The following is a 22,803-nucleotide window of genomic DNA, read 5'->3' on the forward strand; positions in this document are numbered from 1 at the left end:
ACTTCTTAGCATTATGTTTTTATGATGCCTTAATAAAATTGTGTCTTCTATTATGTTTTTTATAAGGCCTTTTATTAAAAATATAAGGATGAAAATAATTATCAGTTACATGTCATTTATATTAACTATGATTACGATTTAGCAGTGACCACTGTGGTCATGTCGATATGAGTATTTTATCTAACATTGAAAATACATCTTGATTTGAGAAAATCAATTATTAGCCCCGCTAATGTCCCAATAAGCCATTGACTAAATACGTCATAAAAATTAACACATCAACGTGTTGAGTGAGAGCTAGGATGCGTAAACTAAAAATAAAATCAGAAATGAACTATCCGCCTTTCTAGAAGGCAGTGTTGCCTTTAGGTTACTAAACGGAGTAGAAGACATTTTGTGGTTTTCCCATTTGTAGTTTAAATCGACATTTAATACAGCTATCGACAGTTTAACGGGCACAAAAGTCACTAATTGGGAAATAATCCACTTAAACATTGCATTTAAGCACCTTGCTGCCCTTAAAATAGGATGATATTTAAACAGCCCTGTATTGTTCGTCGATAATTTTTCCCTTAAAAATATCGAATCTAATCTTCTGTTTCCAAAGGATACATTATTCGCACCGCCAATAGATATTTGATGAACACACTCACCCTTGAGCAATCGTTTTAGATACAACTAAAAAATCGGAACCCGTCATTCAAGCTTCCTCGATTAACAATCAGAAGTTGTTTACAAAAAAACACTGATGACAAGCTCCGAACCGCATTAACGAAAATTGGACTATCAATGACCCCAGCGACACTAAACTGTCAACGAGGGCACTTTATAAATTGCTCGCTATACCTTCCGGATACCAATGCAGTTGCAGAACTTACCTCATTAGTCAGTTTTAGCGATAGTTCGAGCTAGCATACCTACATAAGCACCAACAAACCCAGATGCAACCGAAGTACTTAACAGTTTGCCATCAAATGTCCTTTCTTTAGGTGCAATTGTCGTGTCACCAATAGTGAAACTGCACATAATCTGATCACAATTTGTCTCGACTCTAATCTTATGAAGGCCATCGCTATCCAATCTATCGACCGTTGTAGAATACAAAACCTGCCGAACTCCAGCCTCGGTTTTCTCAACGAGACAACGATAAACTGTGGCCTGTCGTTCAATAGCAATGTAAAAATGGTGTTGTTCATTTTGGTGAAGAACTAGGCCTGCCGAACAATCGTTCTCAATGGTGTTGTCGATGACTAACTCGGACTGGAAGCACTTATGTTGAATTCTCCGTCCAATAAAACCATCAGCAAGCTGAGATCCTTCTTTGCTTTCGATACAGGCTATTGCGATACCAGGGCCGCTGTCTAGGCTCAATCTAAAGCAGTTTTTTCCATGGCTTCCTATTCGATTCCAATGATAACTTAGTGCTGCATGGTCAAACGTATCTTTCCAGTAGAAATTTCCATTCTGGCTGGTATTTACCTGGCTACCTCTACTGTTAATGTTCGGCTTAGTATTGCGGTAAGGAATGCTCATGTTTTCTTCTAAGATTAAAGGCCATTCATCCTCCCAAGTAACAGGCAACAGGAAAGTTTCTCGTCCGGTATTAAAATGTGTTTCCTTATAGTTTCGGGTAGCCAAAAATACAGCCCACCAGTCACCATTTTGAGTCTGAACTAAATCAGCATGCCCAGCAGCACAGATAGGGTTGCTACGCTTGGGGTCAAGTTGACGTTGACTCAAAATTGGATTGTTCGGGCCAGGAGCGTAAGGACCAAGTACATGCCTACTTCTGAAAATAACTTGTGAATGCTGGTCACTTGTCCCCCCTTCTGCAGCCGACAAGTAGTACCAACCTTGATATTTGTACAGATGTGGCCCTTCGATCCATATCGGCTTAGAAGATATCTCTACGCCGCCATCAATCAATAATGTTTTGCTAGACTCGATGAGAGTTTGTGTGTGCTCATCGTACTGCCAAATCCAAATAGCACGGTGTCCTTCATAGAGAGGCTCGGTTATTGGTTCACCATTGTGGCAAACGTAAATACAACCATCGTCATCAAAAAATATGTCAGGGTCGATACAACCATCGATTTGTGGCAAATATATCGGATCAGACCAAGGTCCATCAGCGCTTTCAGCCGTAACAATAAAATTTTCGCCAGCATCTACAGCGGTAGTTATCACATAAAACTTACCTTGATTATAACGAATTGTTGGTGCGAAAATGCCACGAGAAATATCCAATTTAGGGCTAAGTTTTAGAGCATTATTGCTATCTATCACATGACATCTAAACTGCCAATTCACTAAGTCTTTACTGTGATACAAGGGTATTCCTGGGGTATAACAAAATGAAGAACAAATTAAGTAATAGTCATCATCGACACGGCAAATGCTTGGGTCAGGATGAAAACCACTTAAAATTGGGTTGTAATATTCATCGTCTTCCAAGGGTGACAAAAATTCGGGATCGCAGCCTTGGTAATCAAAAGATCGAATTACAACATTAGGGTTATATAAAGTCATGTAGGCCTCTAAACCCCGGAGTTAACCGGGGATATCATTAGAATTGGAATTATTAACTAAGAGCGTCTTCTTGCTTTTTTCTCAATAGCCTTAGCTGCATCGGCCAGTGCTTTATCAATATCAAGATTTTTCTCCAGAACTTTCTCTAACGCATCGTCAATAATTTGACTCGCAACCGGGTCATAGTGATGCACTGAGATTGCGGGTATTTGCTGACTTGCCTCTAACCATTGTAACCTTGCTTGCTGGCCGCCTAGGTAAGCAATGTTTTCTTCAAAGAATGGGCCTTGCTGAGCTGGCAGTAGTGCCGGAAAGGCTCCGATTTTTTCAAACGCATCTTGCTGAGTTTGAACATCTAATGCCATAAACTTCAAAAAATCCCATGCTTGTTGCGGATATTTGGTCTTATTCGATAAAGCATAAAAAGACCCACCCCAGTTCGCATAGTGTCCATTGGGAAGTTGGGCAGTTCGCCATTGACCATTGGCCTCTGGTGCAATCCAATCTTCCAACTGACCACCAAGCCATGCCCCCATGAATTCTACAGCTATTTGACCCCGTCTAAGACCTTCCGTCCACTCACTGCTCCAAATTGAGACTTTGGCATCAATTTCTGCTTCGCATACAGCCTTCGCAATTCTAAATGCCTCTTTGAATCTCGGGCTTTGTACCAAAATGCTGTCGTCATGGTCAAAATATATCCCTTCTCCGGGTTTTAGGTCACTTCTAATGATGAGGTCCTTAATAAAGGTAGCGTTTGAGACCATATAGCTACCGCTACTTTCCTTAATTTTGATTCCCGCTTTAATAAATTGATCCCAGTCCCCACTAATATCATCAATAGTTAAGCCAGAAGAGGCCAAAAGATCTTCACGATAGAACATCGCACCTAGACTAATATCTACGGGTAGAGCTGCTAGGTTATTAAACCGCTTAAAATTATAATTAGACTATCATTGTTAATTGTGAGTAATCTATAGAAAAGGCGTAGATGGGCTCAATGATGATTATCAATACTAGAGTTATGTTTTTTGCTTTTTGTGACTGTATTTGTATTTTTACATTCTAGTTAATTAAAAAGAGAGATCATGAGCGATTATATGATCACAACCTTGAGGTTTGACAGTGATTTGTCACGGTGCTTTTTACACCCCTGGGAATAGGATTGTGTCAGTTAGATTGATTAGATAACGCATATACAGCGATAAAAAATAATCACATCTGATAGTGCAAATATAATCCTTGGCCAGCCCATAAATAATGATACTTTTCCAGCAAGATTTAATACACATGTGATGCAAGTCAACGAAGTCTGTTTCAGATGTTCGAGAAAGTATCTAATTCTTTAGCCGATGACTATTGCTAGCCTTTATGGCCAGTTGACAGTAATCGAGTGACTGTTGGTATCCGAGTGCGTTATTGCACTCGGATACTCATTTAAAAAGTCTAATCGAAGTGCCTTTGTCTAAATAAACCCAATGACTTCATATCTAGTTTTAAGTTGGCACGAGATAGGCTCAAGGGTTTTGAATAATAATATCTCCGGCAATAACGCCACTGTTCACACGAGCTTTCTCACCAAGTTGTACCAATCTTGTTGTAATAACACCAGAGGTCAGTACCTTCACATAGTCTAGTTGCCCCACCTGGTAGTACTCGTCAGGTTGCAGCCTGATGTACGAATCTTCTCCTGTAACCACGGTTGGTATCGCATAAAGTCCTGGATATAGGGTTACTTCGTCATCGACATCAAAGTCCAGTCTTACCGCGAAGCTGCGTGACGAGGTGTCCGCCGATGGTGTGATTTCATTGACTGTCCCCACAACCTGCCGCTTTAGAGCAGGCAAATAGACATCGATCTCGGCACCAATATGGAGACGTGGGATCAATGACTCAGGTATATGTGTCTCTATTTGCAATGAGCGAGGGTTGTACAAAGAAAGTAGATTTGCACCAGGAGCGGCGGTATCACCAATGTTTACCGACTTTGCCGTTACCACACCGTCAAAAGGAGCGGTGATAACACTGTATCCAAATGTGGTCTCAGCTTCACTCAAATATGCTTGAGCTTGTTTAAAGTTGGCTTCAGCCCCTTTTAGCTGGGATTCGGCGCGGTCAAACTCTGCTTGTGGAAGCAGCTTTTTACCCACTAAATCGCTAATACGCTGAAACTCTTTGCGAGAGACATTAAGTTGTGCCTGCGCTGCCGATATAGATTGTTCGTTCTGTTTCACTCTCGCACTCAAGTCTTCGCTTTCAAGGCGCATCAGTACGTCTCCTCGCTTCACTTGTGCGCCCACATCCACCAAAACTTCTGCGACTTTTGCTGTAAGGCGCGCAGAAATGGTCGCTTGTTGCTCGGCAATGATCACGCCAGTAAACTCGCGTGTTTCAGGCCAAACTTGCGGCTCAAGTACTCGAGTCTTCAACATAGAGATGTCAGAGGGGCCACTATTTCTTGGCTCTAAAGCGACTTTTTCAGTAAACACGCCGCCTAAATAAAAGAATAGGATCCCAAGTACGGAAAATAAAATTGCAGCAATCACACCATTTTTGAGACTCATAATTCCTCCTCATTCGTTTTTAAGCCGTGTCCTTGGACATTTTTATACGCCAAGTTGTACACTACTGGGATCACCAATAGAGTGAATATTGTTGATGCTGTGATACCAAAAATAATGGCCCAAGCTAAGCCATTGAATATGGGATCTAGGGTGATCACAATATTACCTAATAGCGTTGTCCCTGCCGTCAATAAAATAGGGCGCATTCGTACAGCACCAGATTGAATTAGGGCATCGTTTAGTGACATACCTTTTTTTAATGATTGCTGTATAAATTCAATTAAAACCAGCGAATTTCGGACTACGATCCCTGCCAAAGCGATCATCCCAATCATCGCAGTAGCGGTAAACAAGGATGGATTAGGGTAGCCATTAATATCGCTAGCCATTGAGTTTAGTCCCCAAAAACCAGGCATGATACCTATTACGGTTAATGGGATCGCAAGCATGATTATTCCTGATACTGCTGGCAAACCGGTCTGTACCATCATAATAAAGAACACCCCGAGCAGTGCCGCCCCGTAGGCAATACCCAAATCACGAAAAACGGCAACGGTAATCTGCCATTCACCTTCGCCACCCCAGATTACCTGAGTACTATCGCTAACTGCCCAAGGCAATCCAGATCCGTTATTTAAATAGCTTCGACGGCTCAATGGGATCTCCTCTGAAACTGATTGTGCGAGGTCATCCAGACGAACTTGATCGGCATAAACATCGGCAACAATCTCAGCAGGTACACGTCCAATAGTTTCTGCATACACGTAAACGACTTGTTGCAAGTTTTTATGATATATCGGTTGGTCAGTGCTTCGTTCTACAAACTCACCTAACTCAGACAGCTGCACTAGGGCTTGGGGCGCGTCTTGGGTCGAACCATTGACTTCAGTTTTCGTCATTCCAGCTTGGCCACGCACATAGAGTGACAACAGTTGTTGTTTTGCGTCTCGGCTGTGTTTATCTAATTGAATCACAACGGGCAGTGGATTAAGTTCTCGTTCATTTCTAAGTGTTCCAATAGTAAGACCCTGATTAGCCGCCATTAAGGTTTGATTTATATCGGCAACTGACACACCCGATTGGGCCGCTTTTACGGTATCTACTTTGAACTGCAAGGTTTTGATGTCTCCTTGAATACTGGTGTCAACTTCAGAAACAAACTGCTCTTGTTGAAGGCGATTTGCCACTCTAATGGCTTGCGCCTGGATATCTTGATATGTATCTCGACTACCACCGTACACTTCTGCTGCAATAGTTGAGACCACGGGTGGACCAGGAGGAACTTCTACTAATTGAATATTGGCATTATATTGCTGGGCAATCGCCTCGAGATCGTCGCGTAAGTACGTCACGAATTCATGAGATTGCAATGAACGTTCATCTTTTGGCTTCAACACAATACGAAGCTCACCTTGATAGGGCTCACTGCGCATAAAGTAATGCCTCACCATACCGTTAAAATCCATCGGTGAGGCAACGCCAGAAAAGCCTGATACCGACTCGACATATGGCTGCTCCACAAGGTATTGAGAAAATGTTCTTAATGCATTTGATGTATCAACATGATTCGCTGTCTCTGGCATGTTGAGCACCAATTGGAACTCGTTTTTATTGTCGTAAGGCAATAACTTCAAAGGAACTGCACGCATGGCTGGGAGAATAGCCGCACCAATAAACAACACCAAAACGACAGCTAAAAAGGTCCAGCTCTTCGCTCGGCTGTTTAAAAGTGGTTCAACCAGTTTACGATATATCCGGTAAAGGAGGGTCGACTCAATATGGTAGTCGCCTTCGTCGGCGGCTCGTTTTAAAATTTTCTTAGCCAGCCATGGCGTAATCAAAAATGCCACTAAGGTACTAAAAATCACACTAATGGGAACATTAAATGCCAGAGGTGCCATGTAAGGCCCCATCATACCAGTAATGAAGAACATAGGTGTAAATACGATCACTATCGCCACTGTCGACATCAAAAGGGCACTTTTGATCTCAGACATCGCTAAAATTATCGCCTTACCTCTGGGAAGATCTTTACGTTTTAAGTATCGTTCTATGTTGTCAATACTGGCGATAGGATCATCCACAATAAGGCCTAGGGCCAAGATAAGAGCAAATAGTGTTACTCGATTTATGGAGTAGCCAAAGGCAAGGTCTAGACCTATTGCAGCGCCGTAACTGATTGGAATGGCAATACCAACCACCAATGCGCTTCGCCAATTAAGAAACACACCAATAAAAACCACCACGGTTAAAATAGAGACGCCCAAACTCGATACAAGATTGGTGACTTTGTCGCTGGCGGTCGCACCGTAATTTCGGATAACACTGTATTCGACACTACTAGGAAATTGAGTCTCCGACAGCGTTTTCAGCTCGCTTAAAACTGAATCGGCAACCGTAACGGCGTTTGCTCCTTTTTGTTTTGCGACTGATATAAACACCGCAGGAAGGGGTTCGTCATCGCCTTGACGGTGATACCAAGTATCACTTGTGGCTTCAACGGATCCATCTTTGATGGTCGCAATATCTTGTAGGTATACTGGACGGCCATTAATCACATTCACCACCAGTTTTTCTAAATCACTGGCCGACGAGAGATATTCTCCACTTTCGATGATAAATCGCTCACCATGCTGGGTGAGATCCCCGATACGTGATTTACTGTGGGTGAGGTCAAGAGCACGCTGAATATCGCCAACTGTCGTCTGCCTACTCGCCATTGCTTTACTGTCAAATGTGACTTCTATAGCCCGTGATTGTCCGCCAATAACTTTAACTTCATTTGTACTTGATAGCGCTTTTAGACGCTGGATCGCTTGGTCTGCGATACGTTTAAGTTCAAATTGCGACAGAGAATCATCCCCGGTCGAGTAGAGTGAAGTCACAATAATAGGAACATCATCTATCTCCACTGGCATCACTTGCCACTGCTTGACAGAGTTTGGTATAAGATCTTGATTTGAGTACAGTTTGTTGTACAGCTTAACGAGAGAATCTTCGCGTGCTTCTCCTACATAAAACCGCACAATGATTTGCGCTATTCCTTCGTTCGACATGGAATAAACGTACTCTACGCCGTCGATTTGACTGACAAGCTTTTCAACCGGCTGCGTAACCTGATTGGCCACCTGTTGGGCACTAAGTCCAGGCGCTTTTACAATCACGTCTATCATTGGAACCACAATTTGTGGATCTTCTTCTTTGGGTGTCATGTACAACGAAATTGCACCTATCATTATCGTTAGCGCAATCAGGATCGGAGGAAAAAAGCTGTTCATCACTTTCTTCATCCAGCGATCCTTAATTTCAATCGACATTTCTTCCTCGCTTGAGCGCAAACAATTGGCTTCTTATTAGTGAATGTTAGGCATTGTAAGCGATCCCCAAAATAAGTAAAGTCTAATTTAGATTTATCTAATATACATTTGGTTGTTTGACTCTTTCCGCTATTTTAAGCCTATTAAAGACGGGGTAGATAATTTTGCTTATCTAAGAAATGTCCAAATTGACAAAGTACAAGAGTGGAGGTTGCCCATACGACGAAGAAGAACAATTACCATCTCACCTCCATAGATCAAAAAACACTCATAATTATCATTCTCAGCCAAATGGGTATATACCTACTCTTATGTATTCAAAAGCGCGGTAGGCTTTATGACGCTCACAGAAATTCTTAAAGTTCGTAATGTCCGCTGCTATCTTATGTTTCGATGTAGCTACTTTGCCCGCTTTTACTACCCTATCTTTACGCTGTTGTACTTGGATTACGGCTTAACCCTTTCTCAATTTGCCATGCTCAATGTGGTTTGGGCCGCCACCATTGTGATAGCTGAAGTTCCTTCTGGCGCCTTTGCTGACACTTTAGGGCGCAAGAAACTCGTAGTGCTTTCGTCGATAATTATGTTTGCTGAAATCGCAATGATTGCTGTCGTGCCTACGGGTAATACGAGCTTGGTGTTCATGGTGTTTTTGGTCAACCGAGTATTGAGTGGCTTAGCGATGGCACTAGCAAGTGGTGCAGATGAAGCGTTGGCGTACGACACCTTAAAAGAACAAGGCCAAGAGGACATGTGGCCCCGTGTTTTGCAAATCCAACTTCGAATTGCATCAAGCGTGGGAATTTTTGTCACATTGCTTGGCGCTGCAATGTACGACGTAAACGTTATGGCCGGTATCTATTCGATGCTTGGGTTAGCTGAGCCAGAAAGCACTAAAGAATTAAAACGAATTCCGGTTTTCGCCACGCTATTTGTCGCTATGATCGCAATGTATGCCGCAGTTAACATGCAAGAAGAGAAAAAGCCAGTCACACCCGATGGCAATAGAGCAGCAAGTACGATCGCAAGCTTAAAGTTGACATTAAACGCGGGGAAGTGGGTACTGTCCACGCCTTATGTACTGTTCATATTGCTGTACTACAGCTTGTTTGAACATACCTCACGCATGTTTCTCACCATGAACAGTCAATACTACCGCGCTATTGATATCCCCATTATCTATTTTGGCTTTATTGGGGCTGGTGTCAGTATCCTTCAAATACTCCTTGCGGGGCAAAGCCGGCGCCTGGCCGAGAGCATTCCACCCAAGCCGTTTATATTTGGAATGGGTTTGGCAACGATAGCGAGCTACTACTGGATCAGTTTAGGGTGGTCAATTTACGGGGTAATACCGGTACTGCTGCTAATATTTATCATCATGACGATGAACATTTTTATTAGCTATCATCTCAACAAGAAAACCGAGTCTCACAACCGAGCGACGGTATTAAGCTTTAAGGGATTAATGTTCAACCTTGGTTATGGCTCAATAGGGATTTTGTACGCTTACTACTACAAACTGGTCTCTGGAAATTACTCTGATCTAGAGCGAGAGCAAGATCTCGCCTTCTTGGCTACGCTGTCCTCATTCTTCTACTACTTTACGTTTTTGTTTATTGTTATTAGTGCCTATTTCTATGTTAAGAGTCGCAAACAAGCGATTTTTTGACGGAGTTGGCTATTCGCTACAGGCCTCTAATTTAGGTCAGTTTGTTATCCATAAGTGTGATAGAAAAAGTAGATGGTAATAGAACTGCTCATAACAATGACAAACGTTCTGAGGTGCTGTTGAGATATTTTCATTGAGAAGTTTGCCGAAAAATACCCGCCGAGCAGGGTGCCAATTAGGACCGCACTGCCCTCAAGCCAAGCGATAGAATCATTTAAAACAAACCAAACAATCGCGGCAACTGATACGGAAGAAGACACCAGTAACTTCATACCATTCATCACATGGATATTAGAATGGCCCGCTAATGTCAGGTAACTCAACACGACAATTCCTAAGCCGGCATTAAAGAAGCCACCATAAATTGAGATGCTCAAAAGCAGCAAGAATAAAAAGACTGCCGTCAATTGATTACCGTATTTACTGTTATTGGAATGCAAACGCAGTAATGCGTTAGCTCTAGCCCCAAAGATAAACAGCACTGTTGCAAAAAGTAACAACCACGGAATCGCAACTTCAAAAGAGGACTCCGGTGTTTTCAGCAGTAAATAAGCGCCTATCGAGCCCCCAATAATACTCAACAACACGGTAAATGTGGCTTCTTTCTTGTGTTCAATCAGTCTTTTTCTAAACGCGTATGCGCCACTCAGGTAGCCAGCGCAAGAAGAAAACGTATTGGTTGCATTCGCTATTAATGGTGGCACTCCAGCAAACACCAAAGCCGGAAATGTGACAAAGCTGCCGCCACCCGCAACAGAGTTTAGTACTCCACCGACAAGCCCCGCCAAAAACAGTAAAAGGTAATCGACCATAAGTAATAATAACCGGTAGTAACCAAACGCCAAACGCGTTTTTAAGTATGCCCACGGCGATAACCGTGATGCTCATTGTTCATGAAAGATGACCGGAAAGAATAAGCCACTGCTATGCGCCAAGGTCACTAGCTAACGCCAACACCGAAGTTTTATTTCTAAAATCAGGTATCGAAATATCGTGTTGAGTCCGATCCCCAACGAGCACTAACTTCACACCTAATTGCGCGCACGCCTTTACGTCCCACTCGCCATCACCAAAATGACAAATGGGTTGCTCTTACATCCTGTCGCCAGTTGAGCGGCTGTTTTCATGATCTCGGTCCGGCAATAGTGATCATTTGATGAAGCGATTGCAATGTTAGTTGTATCAAATCTCGCAGACTCAAGTTTTAGCATAGCGGTTTCTAACCAGCAATCGGTGGCAAATGAAATGAATATGTCGTGACGACTTTGCAGCATCTCATCATCAGCATTAATCACAAGGCTCCGTTTACCATGCAAAGAAATAATAAATCCTTCCGATTTAGGATGCTATGGAATGGTGGCACGTGTTTGAAATCGACGTAGCCAACGACTTAAGCTTTACAATCACGATGATCAATCAATGGTCAGACAGTGCGCCAGAAAGTGGCTCTTTCGACAATGGTGGCGATGACAGTGAGCCAGAGCCAATGTCGATCCAACGTAAAGGCTCCATTACCAAACGCATGATAGAGACTAAATAGTACGCTGAATAAACACTAGTAGGGTTGACATCCAATTGGATGTGAGTAATGAAGAGCCCTGCTAATTGCAGGGCTCTTTTGGGTTGGTTCAAGGTTTATCCAAGTCCCCTTTACCGTCTTTGTTTAGTCGCACTGTCCATCCATACTGCGAGAAGCAATATCGAGCCTTTAACGATGTATTGCCAAAAGGTTGGTACATCCATCATGCTCATCCCATTATCAAGTGATGCCATAATAAACGCGCCTACAACCGCACCAATAACAGTACCAACACCACCAGCCATACTGGTGCCACCAATCACACAGGCTGCGATGGCATCAAGCTCGGCAATATTACCTGCTGAAGGTGAACCTGCACCTAGGCGTGAGCTCAGAATCAGCGCGGCAACCGCCACCAAAAAGCCGTTCATGGCGTAGACTGACATCTTGGTTTTTTCGACGTCAATGCCCGACAGTCTAGCGGCATCGATGTTGCCACCAATGGCGTATATGCGTCGACCAAATCGAGTTTTACTGGCGATAATGGTTCCGGCAATCAAAAACACCGTTAACAGAAGCACCGGAGTTGGTACACCGCGATAGCTATTGAGAACCCAAATAAACGCTAGCACCGCAATACCAATCGCACTGTTTTTTAGTAGCAGCGCTTGATTACCCGCGGTCGGCAGTTGGTATTTAGCGCGAGTAACGTCTCTTTTCTTTTGCCAAGAAAAGTACAACACTAGGCAACCAATACCCGCCAAAAGGCTAAACATATTAGGTAAGTAGCTCTGGCCAATTAACGACATAGCATCAGAGGTTGGCGCAACGGTGGTACCGTCAGTAATACCAATCAAGATACCGCGAAATGCCAACATACCGGCCAAGGTTACAATGAACGACGGTACCTTACGATACGACACCCACCAACCGTTCCAAGCTCCCAACAAAAAGCCAGCAACAAGCGTCAACACTATAGTGAGTGGCAAAGGCAAACCAAGCCAAACATCCATAATGGCTGCGGCACCACCCAAAAGCCCCATCATCGAACCGACTGAAAGGTCTATCTCGCCACTAATGATGACAAACACCATACCAATGGCCAAAATACCGGTGATTGCCGTTTGACGGAAAAGGTTAGAAATATTACGTGGGGTTAAGTAACTCCATTCTGTCATGATGCTGAAAAACAGCATGATGAATATGATGGCTGCCGCCATGACCAGCAACTGAATATTCATATTTTTCAGTTTACTGATTACGCCTTGTTGAGCTACGGGTTCAATTTCTTTTGACTGTTCCATTACGCGACCGCTCCTTCAGATAATGCACAATCCATCACAATTTCTTGCGTAAGATTTTGGTTAATAAGATCACCTTTGATCACTCCTTCGTGCATCACTAGCACTCGGTCACTAATACCCAAAACCTCAGGCAATTCAGATGAAATCATAATGATGCTTATTCCTTTTTTAACAAGCTGAAACATCAGCTTATAAATTTCGTATTTTGCGCCTACATCGATACCTCGTGTCGGCTCATCCAGTATGAGAACTTCAGGGCTCACCATCAAAAAGCGCGCTAAAATGGCTTTTTGCTGGTTACCGCCAGACAAGTTTTTAATCGGCAGTTCGGCATTGGGTGTCTTTACTGTGAGTTTGTCTATCGAGTCCAGTATCGCGCTCGCCTCTTTTGAGTCGTCCAGCAACCCAAATTTTTGAAACTGGTCAATCCCAGCCAAGGTGATGTTTTCTCCCACCCCCATAATTGGAATGATGCCGTGACGCTTTCGGTCTTCTGGCACCATGGCTATTCCCAATTGAAGCGCGTCTTTACTGCTGTTGATCGAGAGCGCTTTACCCTCTAAGTAAAACTCTCCGCTGTATTTACCTAAGTAGCAGCCGTACAAGCACTCCATAAGTTCGGTACGCCCAGCCCCAACGAGCCCAGATACCCCTAAAATTTCGCCTTTTTTGAGCGAAAAGCTGGCGTTTTTAACTTTTGGGATCGATGAGTTGGCTTTATCCCACGCGTTTACGTTTTTTACTTCTAATACAACATCACCGATGTCATGTTCTTCACGCGGGAATAATTGCGTCATCGCGCGCCCAACCATCATGGTAATGATGTCATCTGTCGTCATCTCGGACGCCTCACGCGTGCCAATGTGTTTTCCATCTCGGATAACGCAAATGTGATCGGAGATCGCTTTTACCTCTCCAAGCTTGTGCGAAATATAAATGCAACTTACCCCGGTCTCGCGCAATTCCATCACCAGATCGAGCAGTATTTGTGTTTCTGACTCCGTCAATGGTGCAGTAGGCTCGTCTAAGACCAACAACTTGGCATTTTTAGACAGCGCTTTTGCTATCTCGACCAACTGCTGTTGTCCTACCCCTAAATCACCGACTTTCGTCTCTGGGGAAACGTTTAATTTTACTTTCTTAAGCAGGATTTCAGCCTCGTAGTGCATCAACTCAAAATCCATAAAACCGTATTTTGTCAGCTCTGCCCCTAGAAATAAATTTTCTAAAATGGACAGCTCTTTAACTAAAGTGAGCTCCTGGTGGATAATGGCGATACCCAGAGCCTCAGTGTCGGCAATGCCGGTTGGCCTTATTTGCTGGCCTTTATAATGGATTGTGCCCTGATAATCCCCATCGGGGTAAATGCCACACAGCACCTTCATAAGAGTCGATTTTCCCGACCCATTCTCTCCACACAGTGAAAGAACTTCGCCTGCTTCAAGGGTAATGCTGACACCATCAAGCGCTTTAACGGGACCAAAACACTTCACGATATTATTCATTTCCAAAAGAGACATCTTTAACCTCTATTTTTTCAGGCCTGCTGAAGCTGGTGACATCTCGCCCCAGCAGGCAATCTAAACGTTAAGCGCTAGGTTACCCTGCACTTGCTAAGTTATTGATGGTATACATCTTTTTCAGCGTGGAATTTGTCAGCAATGACAGTAGTTTTTAGGTTTGCTTTGTTTACTGCAACTGGCTCTAGCAACCATGACGGAACGTCTTTCATGCCGTTGTTCAACACAGCATTTTGGTCTGGTGCTTTATCGTTACCCAAATCGACTGCAAGCTCAGCGGCTTTAGTTGCAAGCGCGGCGATTGGCTTGTAGATAGTCATTGTTTGAGTACCTTCAACAATACGACGCACTGCTGCTAAATCGGCATCCTGACCAGAAATCGCCACTTTACCCGCTAGACCTTGTGCTTCAAGTGCTTGAATCGCACCGCCCGCCGTTGAGTCGTTAGACGCGACTACTACATCAATGTCGTTGTTGTTTGCTGTTAACGCATTTTCCATAATTTTCAGCGCGTTTTCTGCCAACCATGAGTCAACCCATTGATCACCCACAACTTGAATATCACCCGCGTCGATTTTTGGTTGTAACACGTTCATCTGACCTTGACGGAATAACTTAGCGTTATTATCGGTAGGCGCACCACCCATTAGGAAGTATTTACCACTTGGTTGTGTCGCTAGCAACGCTGTCGCTTGAAGTTCACCGACCTTTTCATTATCAAATGAGAGATAGAAGTCGATATCGGCATTATTAATGAGGCGATCGTAAGCAAGAATATTAATACCATCAATCTTGGCTTCTTTAATCACATTAGATAGCACTTGACCGTTGGTAGGAATGATTACCAAGACATCTACGCCTCTAGAAATCATATTTTCTATTTGTGCAATTTGAGTCTGTTCATTTCCGTTTGCTGATTGCACATATACTTTTGCTCCCAGCTCTTCTGCGCGGTTTACAAATAGATCTCTATCGCGCTGCCATCTTTCTAGACGTAAGTCATCGATTACCATCCCAATCTTAACTTGCGCAAAGGCCGGTGCGGATAATCCAACCACCAGCGCACATAACATTACTATTACTTTTTTCATTATACTATCCTTTGTCTCACGTAATATTTTATTAAAATTCACAAACTAGTGAACCTCGAATGTCAATCTAGAACACTAATTATCAAAGTTCTTTTCCAAAAATTTATAACTCTTTTACGTTTTTTTATTTTGTTAAGGCAATGTGACACAGATTAAACTTTTGATTCTCTGCACAAAAAAAGAACAGGTATATTAGTCACGCTTTTGTACTTCACTCACTGAATTAGCTGCCTATCTATACTGAATTTTCACAAGAAATTGGGTGGGTTAGTAATGCAAGTACAGGTACGAACTAAATCCTATGTACCGCATAGACTTAAGTGAAAATAATGTGCTTCATCCCTTTGTTAATCGGGAATTTAGCCTCACTTTTTTTACAGCCTTCAAATGATATGAACGCTACAAAATATAATTTTCACTAAGAGTATTACGCAATATTTTATATATCAACGAGTTAAAAACTCAGCAGTGATTTAACGCAGTAGCTGCATCATTGATAATGAGAGCTAGAGCACAATTACCAAAAACTAGAATTTAACTACGAAATTTCATAATTGCTATATATACGATTAATGACAATCATCAAAAGCGACTGTTATTTTACAAAATATGGATTATTGCTCATGACAGAAATCTTCAAAAACATTCCGAAAATTCAATTTGAAGGCCGTGAGTCTTCAAATCCACTCGCCTTTAAGCACTATGACCCTGATCGTGTGGTTCTTGGCAAAAGCATGAAAGAGCATTTACGATTTGCCGCATGTTATTGGCACAACTTCCGCTGGCCAGGGGCTGACATTTTTGGAGACGGTACGTTTGAACACGAATGGTTAAAAGTCTCCGATCCTAAAGAAGCGTATCTCGTAAAAGCCAATGCCGCATTTGAGTTTTACGAAAAACTCAACGTGCCATTCTACTGCTTCCATGACACCGACATTGCGCATGAAGGCAACTCGATTAAAGAGTACGAGAACAACTTAGCGGCCATGGTCGACGTCATGGAACGCAAACAACAGGAATCCGGCGTGAAATTGCTTTGGGGTACGGCCAATGTCTTTTCTAATCGACGCTATCTTGCGGGTGCTGCGACCAACCCCAACCCCGAGATCTTTGCCTATGCGGCTACTCAAGTCTTTAACGCCATGGGAGCAACCAAGCGACTTGGTGGAGAAAACTATGTGCTGTGGGGAGGACGCGAAGGGTACGAAACCTTGCTAAATACCGACCTACGTCAAGAGCGCGAGCAGCTAGGTCGATTTATGCAAATGGTCGTGGAGCACAAGCACAAAATTGGCTTTAACGGCACGATTCTCATTGAGCCCAAACCTCAAGAGCCGACTAAGCATCAGTACGATTACGATACCGCAACCGTGTATGGTTTCTTGAAGCAGTTTGGCCTAGAAAATGAAGTTAAGGTCAACATTGAAGCAAACCACGCCACATTAGCGGGGCACAGTTTCCACCATGAAATCGCGACCGCGATATCGTTGGGTATCTTTGGCTCAATCGATGCAAACCGAGGAGACCCTCAGCTTGGCTGGGATACTGACCAATTCCCAAATAGTGTCGAAGAAAACACACTGATCATGTACGAAATTCTTAAAGCGGGTGGTTTTGGTACCGGTGGATTTAACTTTGATGCTCGTGTACGCAGACCATCCATTGATATGGCCGACTTCTTCCATGGTCATATTGGCGGAATGGATACGATGGCGTTGTCACTGTTGAAGGCAGCGGACATGATTGAAAATGATGTACTGTCGAAGAATATCGCCCAGCGCTATGCAGGTTGGAATGACGAGCTTGGCCGTAAAATTCTTGCTGGAGACATGAGTTTGGAGCAAGTTGCGCACTATGCTACGCAACACCAATTGACACCGGACGTCGTCTCAGGACGCCAAGAAGCGCTGGAGAATATCGTTAACGGATTCATTTTTAAGTAAAAGCCAATCGCTAAACTAAAAAGGCAGCGACCATCCAGGTCGCTGCAAACAAATGAAGTGCATACTCATCATGCGCTAAGCACAACAAGGAGAACAATGTCACTTTCAGGCGAGTCCTCTTCGCTTATTAGCATAGAATTTGAGGGCAGTTACTCGCCCCCTATTGCACTACGTAGCGCTCGCGCATCCCCACTTTGTTAAGCACTATACGATATGCCCAATCCTTAAATCATCAGGCACTTTCAAAATCTTGCTCGACACAACTTGTTGGTTGTTATCAACTAAATCCAAGCGGTATTCGCTGCTAGAGTCTGACAACCACTGCGATTTCACTTCGCCAAACAACATTGAACATTTCATGTAAGAGTCACGCCAGGTATCTTGGATTGCCATGAGACCATCCATATCTCTTCTGTAAAGTACCAAAGATGAGTAAGCCATAATCGTTTCCCCTTAACATGCACAATGTTTGCTATGTATCTATTGATATGCTTTTCGTAGATAAATCGATCACTTTTCAATACTCGGTGAAATACCCGTCCTAGCTCGAAAAACTCTGGCGAGTGCTCCTGTATGTTTTTTTTGCAAAATGTAACAAAACTTTAGATCTACGTCCGGTTTTGCCAAATAACCATTTAAGAAATCGCTTATGTCGTCGATACACAGACTCTAAAGCCAGCGTTATTTAAGCTGGATAATACAATAAGACTTTGCTAGTAATTTGAGCAAAAATACGGTGTATCGATGAACATGTTTAGAAAACTATCGCTTAAAAACAAACTGGCGCTCTCCGCCAGCGTTGCCATTGTCATTGGAGGTATGTTGGTTGAAGCCCTCTCTTACAATGCGTCATTAAACCGTCTTGAGGTAGAGGTAGAACAAAACCTTAAAGGCACCGTCACTGCATACAATCAGTACGTCTCCGATTGGCTCGTGTCCAAAGAGCGCTCTTTGACTTCTCTGTCATCTGACATTGATAAAAGCAACATTGTCACCCATCTTAAGCAGGTGCGTCACTCTGCTGCTTTTGATAATGTTTTTCTCGCCTATCCAGACGGGAGCCAAGACAATGCTAATGGTGTAGTACTGCCACCAGGCAATGATGATCCTCGTAAATGGGGTTGGTACATTAATGCTAAAAAAACGCCAAGCAAAGTGTTTATGGATAATCCGACTGTTGCGGCGGCAACGGGCGCGAACGTAGTATCGCTAGGTAAGGCCGTTAATCTGGCAGGGCAACAAGTTGTACTTGGTGCCGACGTAGAGATCACCGATATCGTCAACGGACTGTCTCAGGTAATTTTACCCGGCAGTGGCTACATGTTTATCATGAACGACACAGGCAATATTTTTACGCACCCAAATACTGACTTACTCAATAAACCGGTGAATCAACTGGGTGTAGAGACGTCGAGCATCGCATCTGCGACGCAAGGTGCAACCAATGTGATTGCAACCATTGATGGCGCTAAGTCGGTGATCCACGCACGCCAAATTCCGGGCACAACGTTAACCACTGTAGCAGTGGTGAACTACGACTCTCTTGTGGCACCACTCAATAGTGCGATCTGGCAGCAACTGATTGTAACCAGTATCGTTGTGATGGTCTGCATTGGGCTATTTAGTGTGCTGTGTAATCTATTGTTCCAACCACTCAATAACGTCTCTTACGCTCTAGAACAAATCGCCAATGGAAATGGCGATCTCACGCAACGCATAAAAGTCGAAAGTGAAGATGAAGTGGGCAAACTGGCAAACAATTTTAATATTTTTGTCGCCAGTCTTAACGAGCTTATCGGTCACATTCGCACCCAGTCCACTCACTTAGATCGTCACTCACAGGAAAGCTCACAACTAGCAGAGCGCGCGGTTGAGGGGATTAATCAACAGCAACAAGAAATCACTTTGGTTGCAACCGCGGTGACCGAATTGTCTTCTGCTACCCAAGAAATCTCCTCCAATGCAGAGCAGACCGCTCAGGCGGCGCAAGAGTCGACCAACAGTACTCAAAATGGTCGAGAAATGGTCGACCATACCCGTAGCTCAATCAACAGCTTAGCCAAAGAGCTGGAAACTGCGGGTGAAGTAGTGAGCGACTTAAACCGCCATGCGCAAGAGATTTCTACAGTACTGTCAACCATTCAGGGCATTGCAGAACAAACTAACCTACTCGCACTAAACGCTGCAATTGAAGCGGCGCGAGCTGGCGAGCAAGGTCGTGGGTTTGCGGTTGTGGCCGATGAAGTCCGCGTGCTCTCGCAGCGCACTCATTCTTCTACTGAAGAGATCAAGTCGACCATCGATACATTGCAAAACACCACAACCAAAGCCGTATCGTTGATGGAAAGCAGTGCTGATCTTGCCGGTAACTCTGTCGATGATGCTGATAAAGCGACAGCGGCCCTTGAAGAAATTAGCCAAGCGGTCACTCTTATTAGCGATATGGCCACCCAAATCGCCACTGCCGCTGAGCAGCAAACCCATGTAACAGGTGAAGTGACGCAGAACATCACCCTAATCAAAGACGTTGCCGACCAACTCGTGGTTAACTCTGAAGCCAGCTCGACGTCCGCAGGAATGGTGAAGTCTGAAGTGGAAGCATTAAGTCAAAAAGTATCGACTTTTAAGCTCGCATAACACCGAATTTTGTCGTTAAGACCCCACCTATGTTTGTATAGGCGGGGTTTTTTATTGTTTTGTCCACTCGCAAAAAAACTTTCCCAAGCAACTGAATAATAGTTGACCAAGTCAACATATAGGCGTAGGGTATTGGTTGACTTAATCAACAAAAGACCCTCCTGAAACAGTCTCTTAGTTACTCTAAATAACGGCCACCATTTTTAGTCGCGATGGTCTTTGCACACTTTAAAGTGCAGGTTAGATAACCCTCAGTGGTCTTTATCGCTTTGTAGGATCATCACCGTGAAAAAACCACAAACTATTCTTGGAGAAAAGGGAATGCTTTTCTTCCTGGTCATCATTAGTGCCTTCCCACCATTGACCACAGACCTTTATCTTCCAGCACTTCCACAAATGGTAGACATCTTTGACACCAGCCAAACCATGGTTAATTTGACCTTGAGTGTTTACTTTGTCACCTATGCTATCGGTCTACTCTTTTGGGGACCTTTAAGTGAGAAATACGGTCGCAAACCTATTTTACTTACCGGGATTGGGTTATACGTTCTCGCCAGTGTCATGTGTGCAATGGCAGGCAGTATTGAAGCTCTCATTGGGGCTCGACTGTTTCAAGCGTTTGGGGGCAGTGCTGTGACCATCGTTGCTACCGCCATTGTTAAAGATCTCTACGATGGTCGAGAGCGCGAAAAAATCATGGGCACCATCATGTCGTTGGTGATTATTGCCCCAATGGTCGCGCCAGTGATTGGCGCACTGTTATTAAAATTCGCGTCTTGGCAGATGATGTTTGTGGCTTTAGCCATATTTGGTGTGGTGGCTGGGTTCATAGCCATGAGCTATCAAGAAACCATAGAGACTCGTTATACCGGCTCGGTCGCCCGTTCGTGGACTCGATTGGGCGTGGTACTAAAAAACCCTAACTTTGTTGCTCTGCTGTGTGTATTTTCCATCACTCCAATTGCTCTGATGGGCTTTTTGGCCGCGGGTTCGTACATCTATATTGATGAGTTTGGATTAACCGAACAGCAATTCAGCTACGCGTTTGCGTTTAATGCAATGTTTGCTTCACTAGGCCCGCGTATTTACATGAAAATATCGCGCACTGTTCCCATCTCTAGCATTATTACCGGTTGCTATGTATTGCTGGCAGTCTGTGGTGCGACCACCCTTACCATTGGTCATCTTTCCCCGTGGCTCTTCGCATTCATTGCCGCACCGGCTACGTTGGTTATCATTACTACACGTATACCCGGTACAAATCTGATGCTGGATCAGCAAAGCACCGATACCGGATCGGCAGTGGCACTGATTCAGTTCTTTAGCATGATGTGTGGCTCTGCAGGGATGATATTAGTATCGCTAAGACCTGAAGCACTCATCGACAATTTAGGATTTATCCAATTAACAATTGGTCTGATTGGCTTGGGAGGCTGGTCGATGCTTCGCAACAAATCGTTTGTGGTGAGTAACTTACCGGATCGAGCAGCGCCCGTCGAGCACTCGGCCTCATAAGATACTGTTAACCTCTAATGCAATAACTGCTAGAGTTAAGCCAAGCTTAACTCTAGCAAAATTAGCGTGTTACCCGATGTGAGTCATCTCATTCACGACAAAGGATTCGACTGCACCTTCTGTGGCCGCTAAATAATCGGCAATGTGGGGTGTTCCCATATGAGCTTGCCAAAGATCTCGCGACGCCCAGTTTTCAAAAAATAGAAAGTGGGCCGGGTTTTCGTTGTCTTGGTGCAGATCGTAGTTGATGCACCCTTCTTCGGCACGGGTAGCATCGATCAATTTAGTCAATTCGGATTTCACTCGTTCCACTGCGCCTTCTTTAGCCTTGATGTTGGCGACAATAGTCAATGTAGTCATGCTGTATTCCTTCTTTTAATTGTGCCTAAGAATTGGCAACCTGTAGAGTATTACACCATTCGGTAGTCCAATAGGCATTACTGCACACTTTTGACATCGGACTTGCCTTGTGACCAAACAGTACGATATTCTCATTTAAGTGTGATTGACGTAACGAGGTAAGGATGCCCACCGCTAACCCGCAAACGCTTGAGCAGCTCTACAAGTATCTACAAATTGGGATGAATCTCACCTTGACGTTTGAGTTTGGTGAAGGAAGTAAGTTTAACTACCCCGCAACGTTCGTAGGACGTAAAGACAGTGGCTACCTGATTATCGATGTGCCTCAACGCATGCTTAGCGAACAGCCTCTTCGCCGCTTAGAAAATGCCGATGTCGTCGTCAGAGGGGTATCCAATACTGAGCTAGGCCACGTGATAGCATTTAAGACCAGTATCTTGATGGTTTTGAATAGACCTAGCCCTATCATATTTACCCGTCTACCCTTTAATTTTGCCAGTAAAGCGGTTCGTGAACATGAACGCTATAAGATGGAACTACCTTGCACACTCGATCATCAAAATAATCTCTACGAAGCCACACTGGCTGATTTCTCCATATCTGGATGTGGCGTAAAAACCCTTATAGAACCAGACTTTAACCAAGGTGACCGAATTTTTATACAGTCTGAGTTTAGCCACTATATTGATGACAACAACATATGCTCCGTCGCCAAAATCACCAAACAGGCGCAAGGTTGGTTTATTGGCGTTCGTTTTGAGACGCCGCTTGAGCTGACCAATCAGCTAAAAAGCCAATTGCTTGAGTCGTCATTTGAAAGCGGAATGTTATAGCA

The 22,803-nt window shown here is 43.8% G+C and carries 16 protein-coding genes and 1 pseudogene; 6 read left to right on the forward strand and 11 right to left on the reverse strand.

The genetic code is table 11. The features are described from left to right. Positions 1-882 precede the first annotated feature (882 nt). From ST37_RS07500 to ST37_RS07515, 4 genes and pseudogenes are all read right to left on the reverse strand, one after another. Positions 883-2,529 carry a glycoside hydrolase family 43 protein gene (locus tag ST37_RS07500; protein ID WP_084885082.1) on the reverse strand — a complete coding sequence of 549 codons (1,647 nt, stop codon included), beginning with the start codon at positions 2,527-2,529 and terminating at the stop codon, positions 883-885. A gap of 56 nt (positions 2,530-2,585) precedes the next feature. Then, positions 2,586-3,440, reverse strand: a pseudogene (locus tag ST37_RS07505) (extracellular solute-binding protein); the annotation flags it as partial. A 606-nt stretch (positions 3,441-4,046) separates the two neighbouring features. Next, entirely contained in the window at positions 4,047-5,093 is a 1,047-nt protein-coding gene (locus ST37_RS07510) for an efflux RND transporter periplasmic adaptor subunit (protein ID WP_084885085.1), read from the reverse strand. Further along, on the reverse strand, positions 5,090-8,410 hold the full coding sequence (locus ST37_RS07515) for an efflux RND transporter permease subunit (RefSeq protein WP_084885087.1): 3,321 nt from the start codon (positions 8,408-8,410) through the stop codon (positions 5,090-5,092). Before ST37_RS07515 ends, ST37_RS07510 begins: the two co-directional genes overlap by 4 nt. Positions 8,411-8,747: 337 nt before the next feature. Here ST37_RS07515 and ST37_RS07520 point away from each other — a divergent pair, with 337 nt between their 5' ends. Next, positions 8,748-10,079 carry an MFS transporter gene (locus ST37_RS07520; protein ID WP_084885089.1) on the forward strand — a complete coding sequence of 444 codons (1,332 nt, stop codon included), beginning with the start codon at positions 8,748-8,750 and terminating at the stop codon, positions 10,077-10,079. A 44-nt stretch (positions 10,080-10,123) separates the two neighbouring features. Here the strand turns inward: ST37_RS07520 and ST37_RS07525 are convergent, their stop codons facing one another. Next, complete coding sequence (locus ST37_RS07525; protein ID WP_084885091.1) at positions 10,124-10,891, reverse strand: sulfite exporter TauE/SafE family protein; 768 nt, start codon at positions 10,889-10,891, stop codon at positions 10,124-10,126. 237 nt (positions 10,892-11,128) lie between these two features. Beyond that, a complete protein-coding gene (locus ST37_RS07530; RefSeq protein WP_084885093.1) occupies positions 11,129-11,374 on the reverse strand; it encodes a hypothetical protein in 246 nt (81 codons plus the stop codon). A 53-nt stretch (positions 11,375-11,427) separates the two neighbouring features. Between ST37_RS07530 and ST37_RS07535 the strand changes: the two genes are divergently transcribed. Then, complete coding sequence (locus ST37_RS07535) at positions 11,428-11,619, forward strand: hypothetical protein (RefSeq protein WP_084885095.1); 192 nt, start codon at positions 11,428-11,430, stop codon at positions 11,617-11,619. A gap of 110 nt (positions 11,620-11,729) precedes the next feature. On the opposite strand, the gene ST37_RS07540 is transcribed toward ST37_RS07535, so the two are convergent. The 3 genes from ST37_RS07540 to xylF all read right to left on the reverse strand — a co-directional run bounded on the left by ST37_RS07540 (position 11,730) and on the right by xylF (position 15,513). Beyond that, positions 11,730-12,902: a sugar ABC transporter permease gene (locus ST37_RS07540; protein WP_084885097.1), complete on the reverse strand. Its 1,173-nt coding sequence runs from the start codon at positions 12,900-12,902 to the stop codon at positions 11,730-11,732. After that, on the reverse strand, positions 12,902-14,422 hold the full coding sequence (locus ST37_RS07545; protein WP_084885099.1) for a xylose ABC transporter ATP-binding protein: 1,521 nt from the start codon (positions 14,420-14,422) through the stop codon (positions 12,902-12,904). The genes ST37_RS07540 and ST37_RS07545 overlap by 1 nt, the downstream gene beginning before the upstream one ends. Positions 14,423-14,520: 98 nt before the next feature. After that, positions 14,521-15,513: a D-xylose ABC transporter substrate-binding protein gene (gene xylF, locus ST37_RS07550; protein WP_084885101.1), complete on the reverse strand. Its 993-nt coding sequence runs from the start codon at positions 15,511-15,513 to the stop codon at positions 14,521-14,523. 623 nt (positions 15,514-16,136) lie between these two features. Here xylF and xylA point away from each other — a divergent pair. After that, complete coding sequence (gene xylA, locus ST37_RS07555; RefSeq protein ID WP_084885103.1) at positions 16,137-17,456, forward strand: xylose isomerase; 1,320 nt, start codon at positions 16,137-16,139, stop codon at positions 17,454-17,456. Positions 17,457-17,660: 204 nt separating this feature from the next. Here the strand turns inward: xylA and ST37_RS07560 are convergent, their stop codons facing one another. Further along, positions 17,661-17,849 carry a hypothetical protein gene (locus ST37_RS07560; protein WP_084885104.1) on the reverse strand — a complete coding sequence of 63 codons (189 nt, stop codon included), beginning with the start codon at positions 17,847-17,849 and terminating at the stop codon, positions 17,661-17,663. A 357-nt stretch (positions 17,850-18,206) separates the two neighbouring features. On the opposite strand from ST37_RS07560, the gene ST37_RS07565 reads away from it, so the two are divergent. Continuing rightward, positions 18,207-20,093, forward strand: coding sequence for a methyl-accepting chemotaxis protein (locus ST37_RS07565; protein ID WP_084885258.1), 1,887 nt, complete (start codon positions 18,207-18,209; stop codon positions 20,091-20,093). A 321-nt stretch (positions 20,094-20,414) separates the two neighbouring features. Further along, positions 20,415-21,608 carry a multidrug effflux MFS transporter gene (locus ST37_RS07570; protein ID WP_084885106.1) on the forward strand — a complete coding sequence of 398 codons (1,194 nt, stop codon included), beginning with the start codon at positions 20,415-20,417 and terminating at the stop codon, positions 21,606-21,608. Positions 21,609-21,677: 69 nt separating this feature from the next. On the opposite strand, the gene ST37_RS07575 is transcribed toward ST37_RS07570, so the two are convergent. Further along, entirely contained in the window at positions 21,678-21,968 is a 291-nt protein-coding gene (locus ST37_RS07575; RefSeq protein WP_084885108.1) for a putative quinol monooxygenase, read from the reverse strand. A gap of 164 nt (positions 21,969-22,132) precedes the next feature. Between ST37_RS07575 and ST37_RS07580 the strand changes: the two genes are divergently transcribed. Continuing rightward, positions 22,133-22,801, forward strand: coding sequence for a flagellar brake protein (locus ST37_RS07580; protein ID WP_084885110.1), 669 nt, complete (start codon positions 22,133-22,135; stop codon positions 22,799-22,801). The last annotated feature ends 2 nt before the right edge of the window (positions 22,802-22,803 follow it).

The organism is Vibrio sp. qd031 (genome assembly GCF_002100145.1).
Taxonomy (GTDB): domain Bacteria; phylum Pseudomonadota; class Gammaproteobacteria; order Enterobacterales; family Vibrionaceae; genus Vibrio.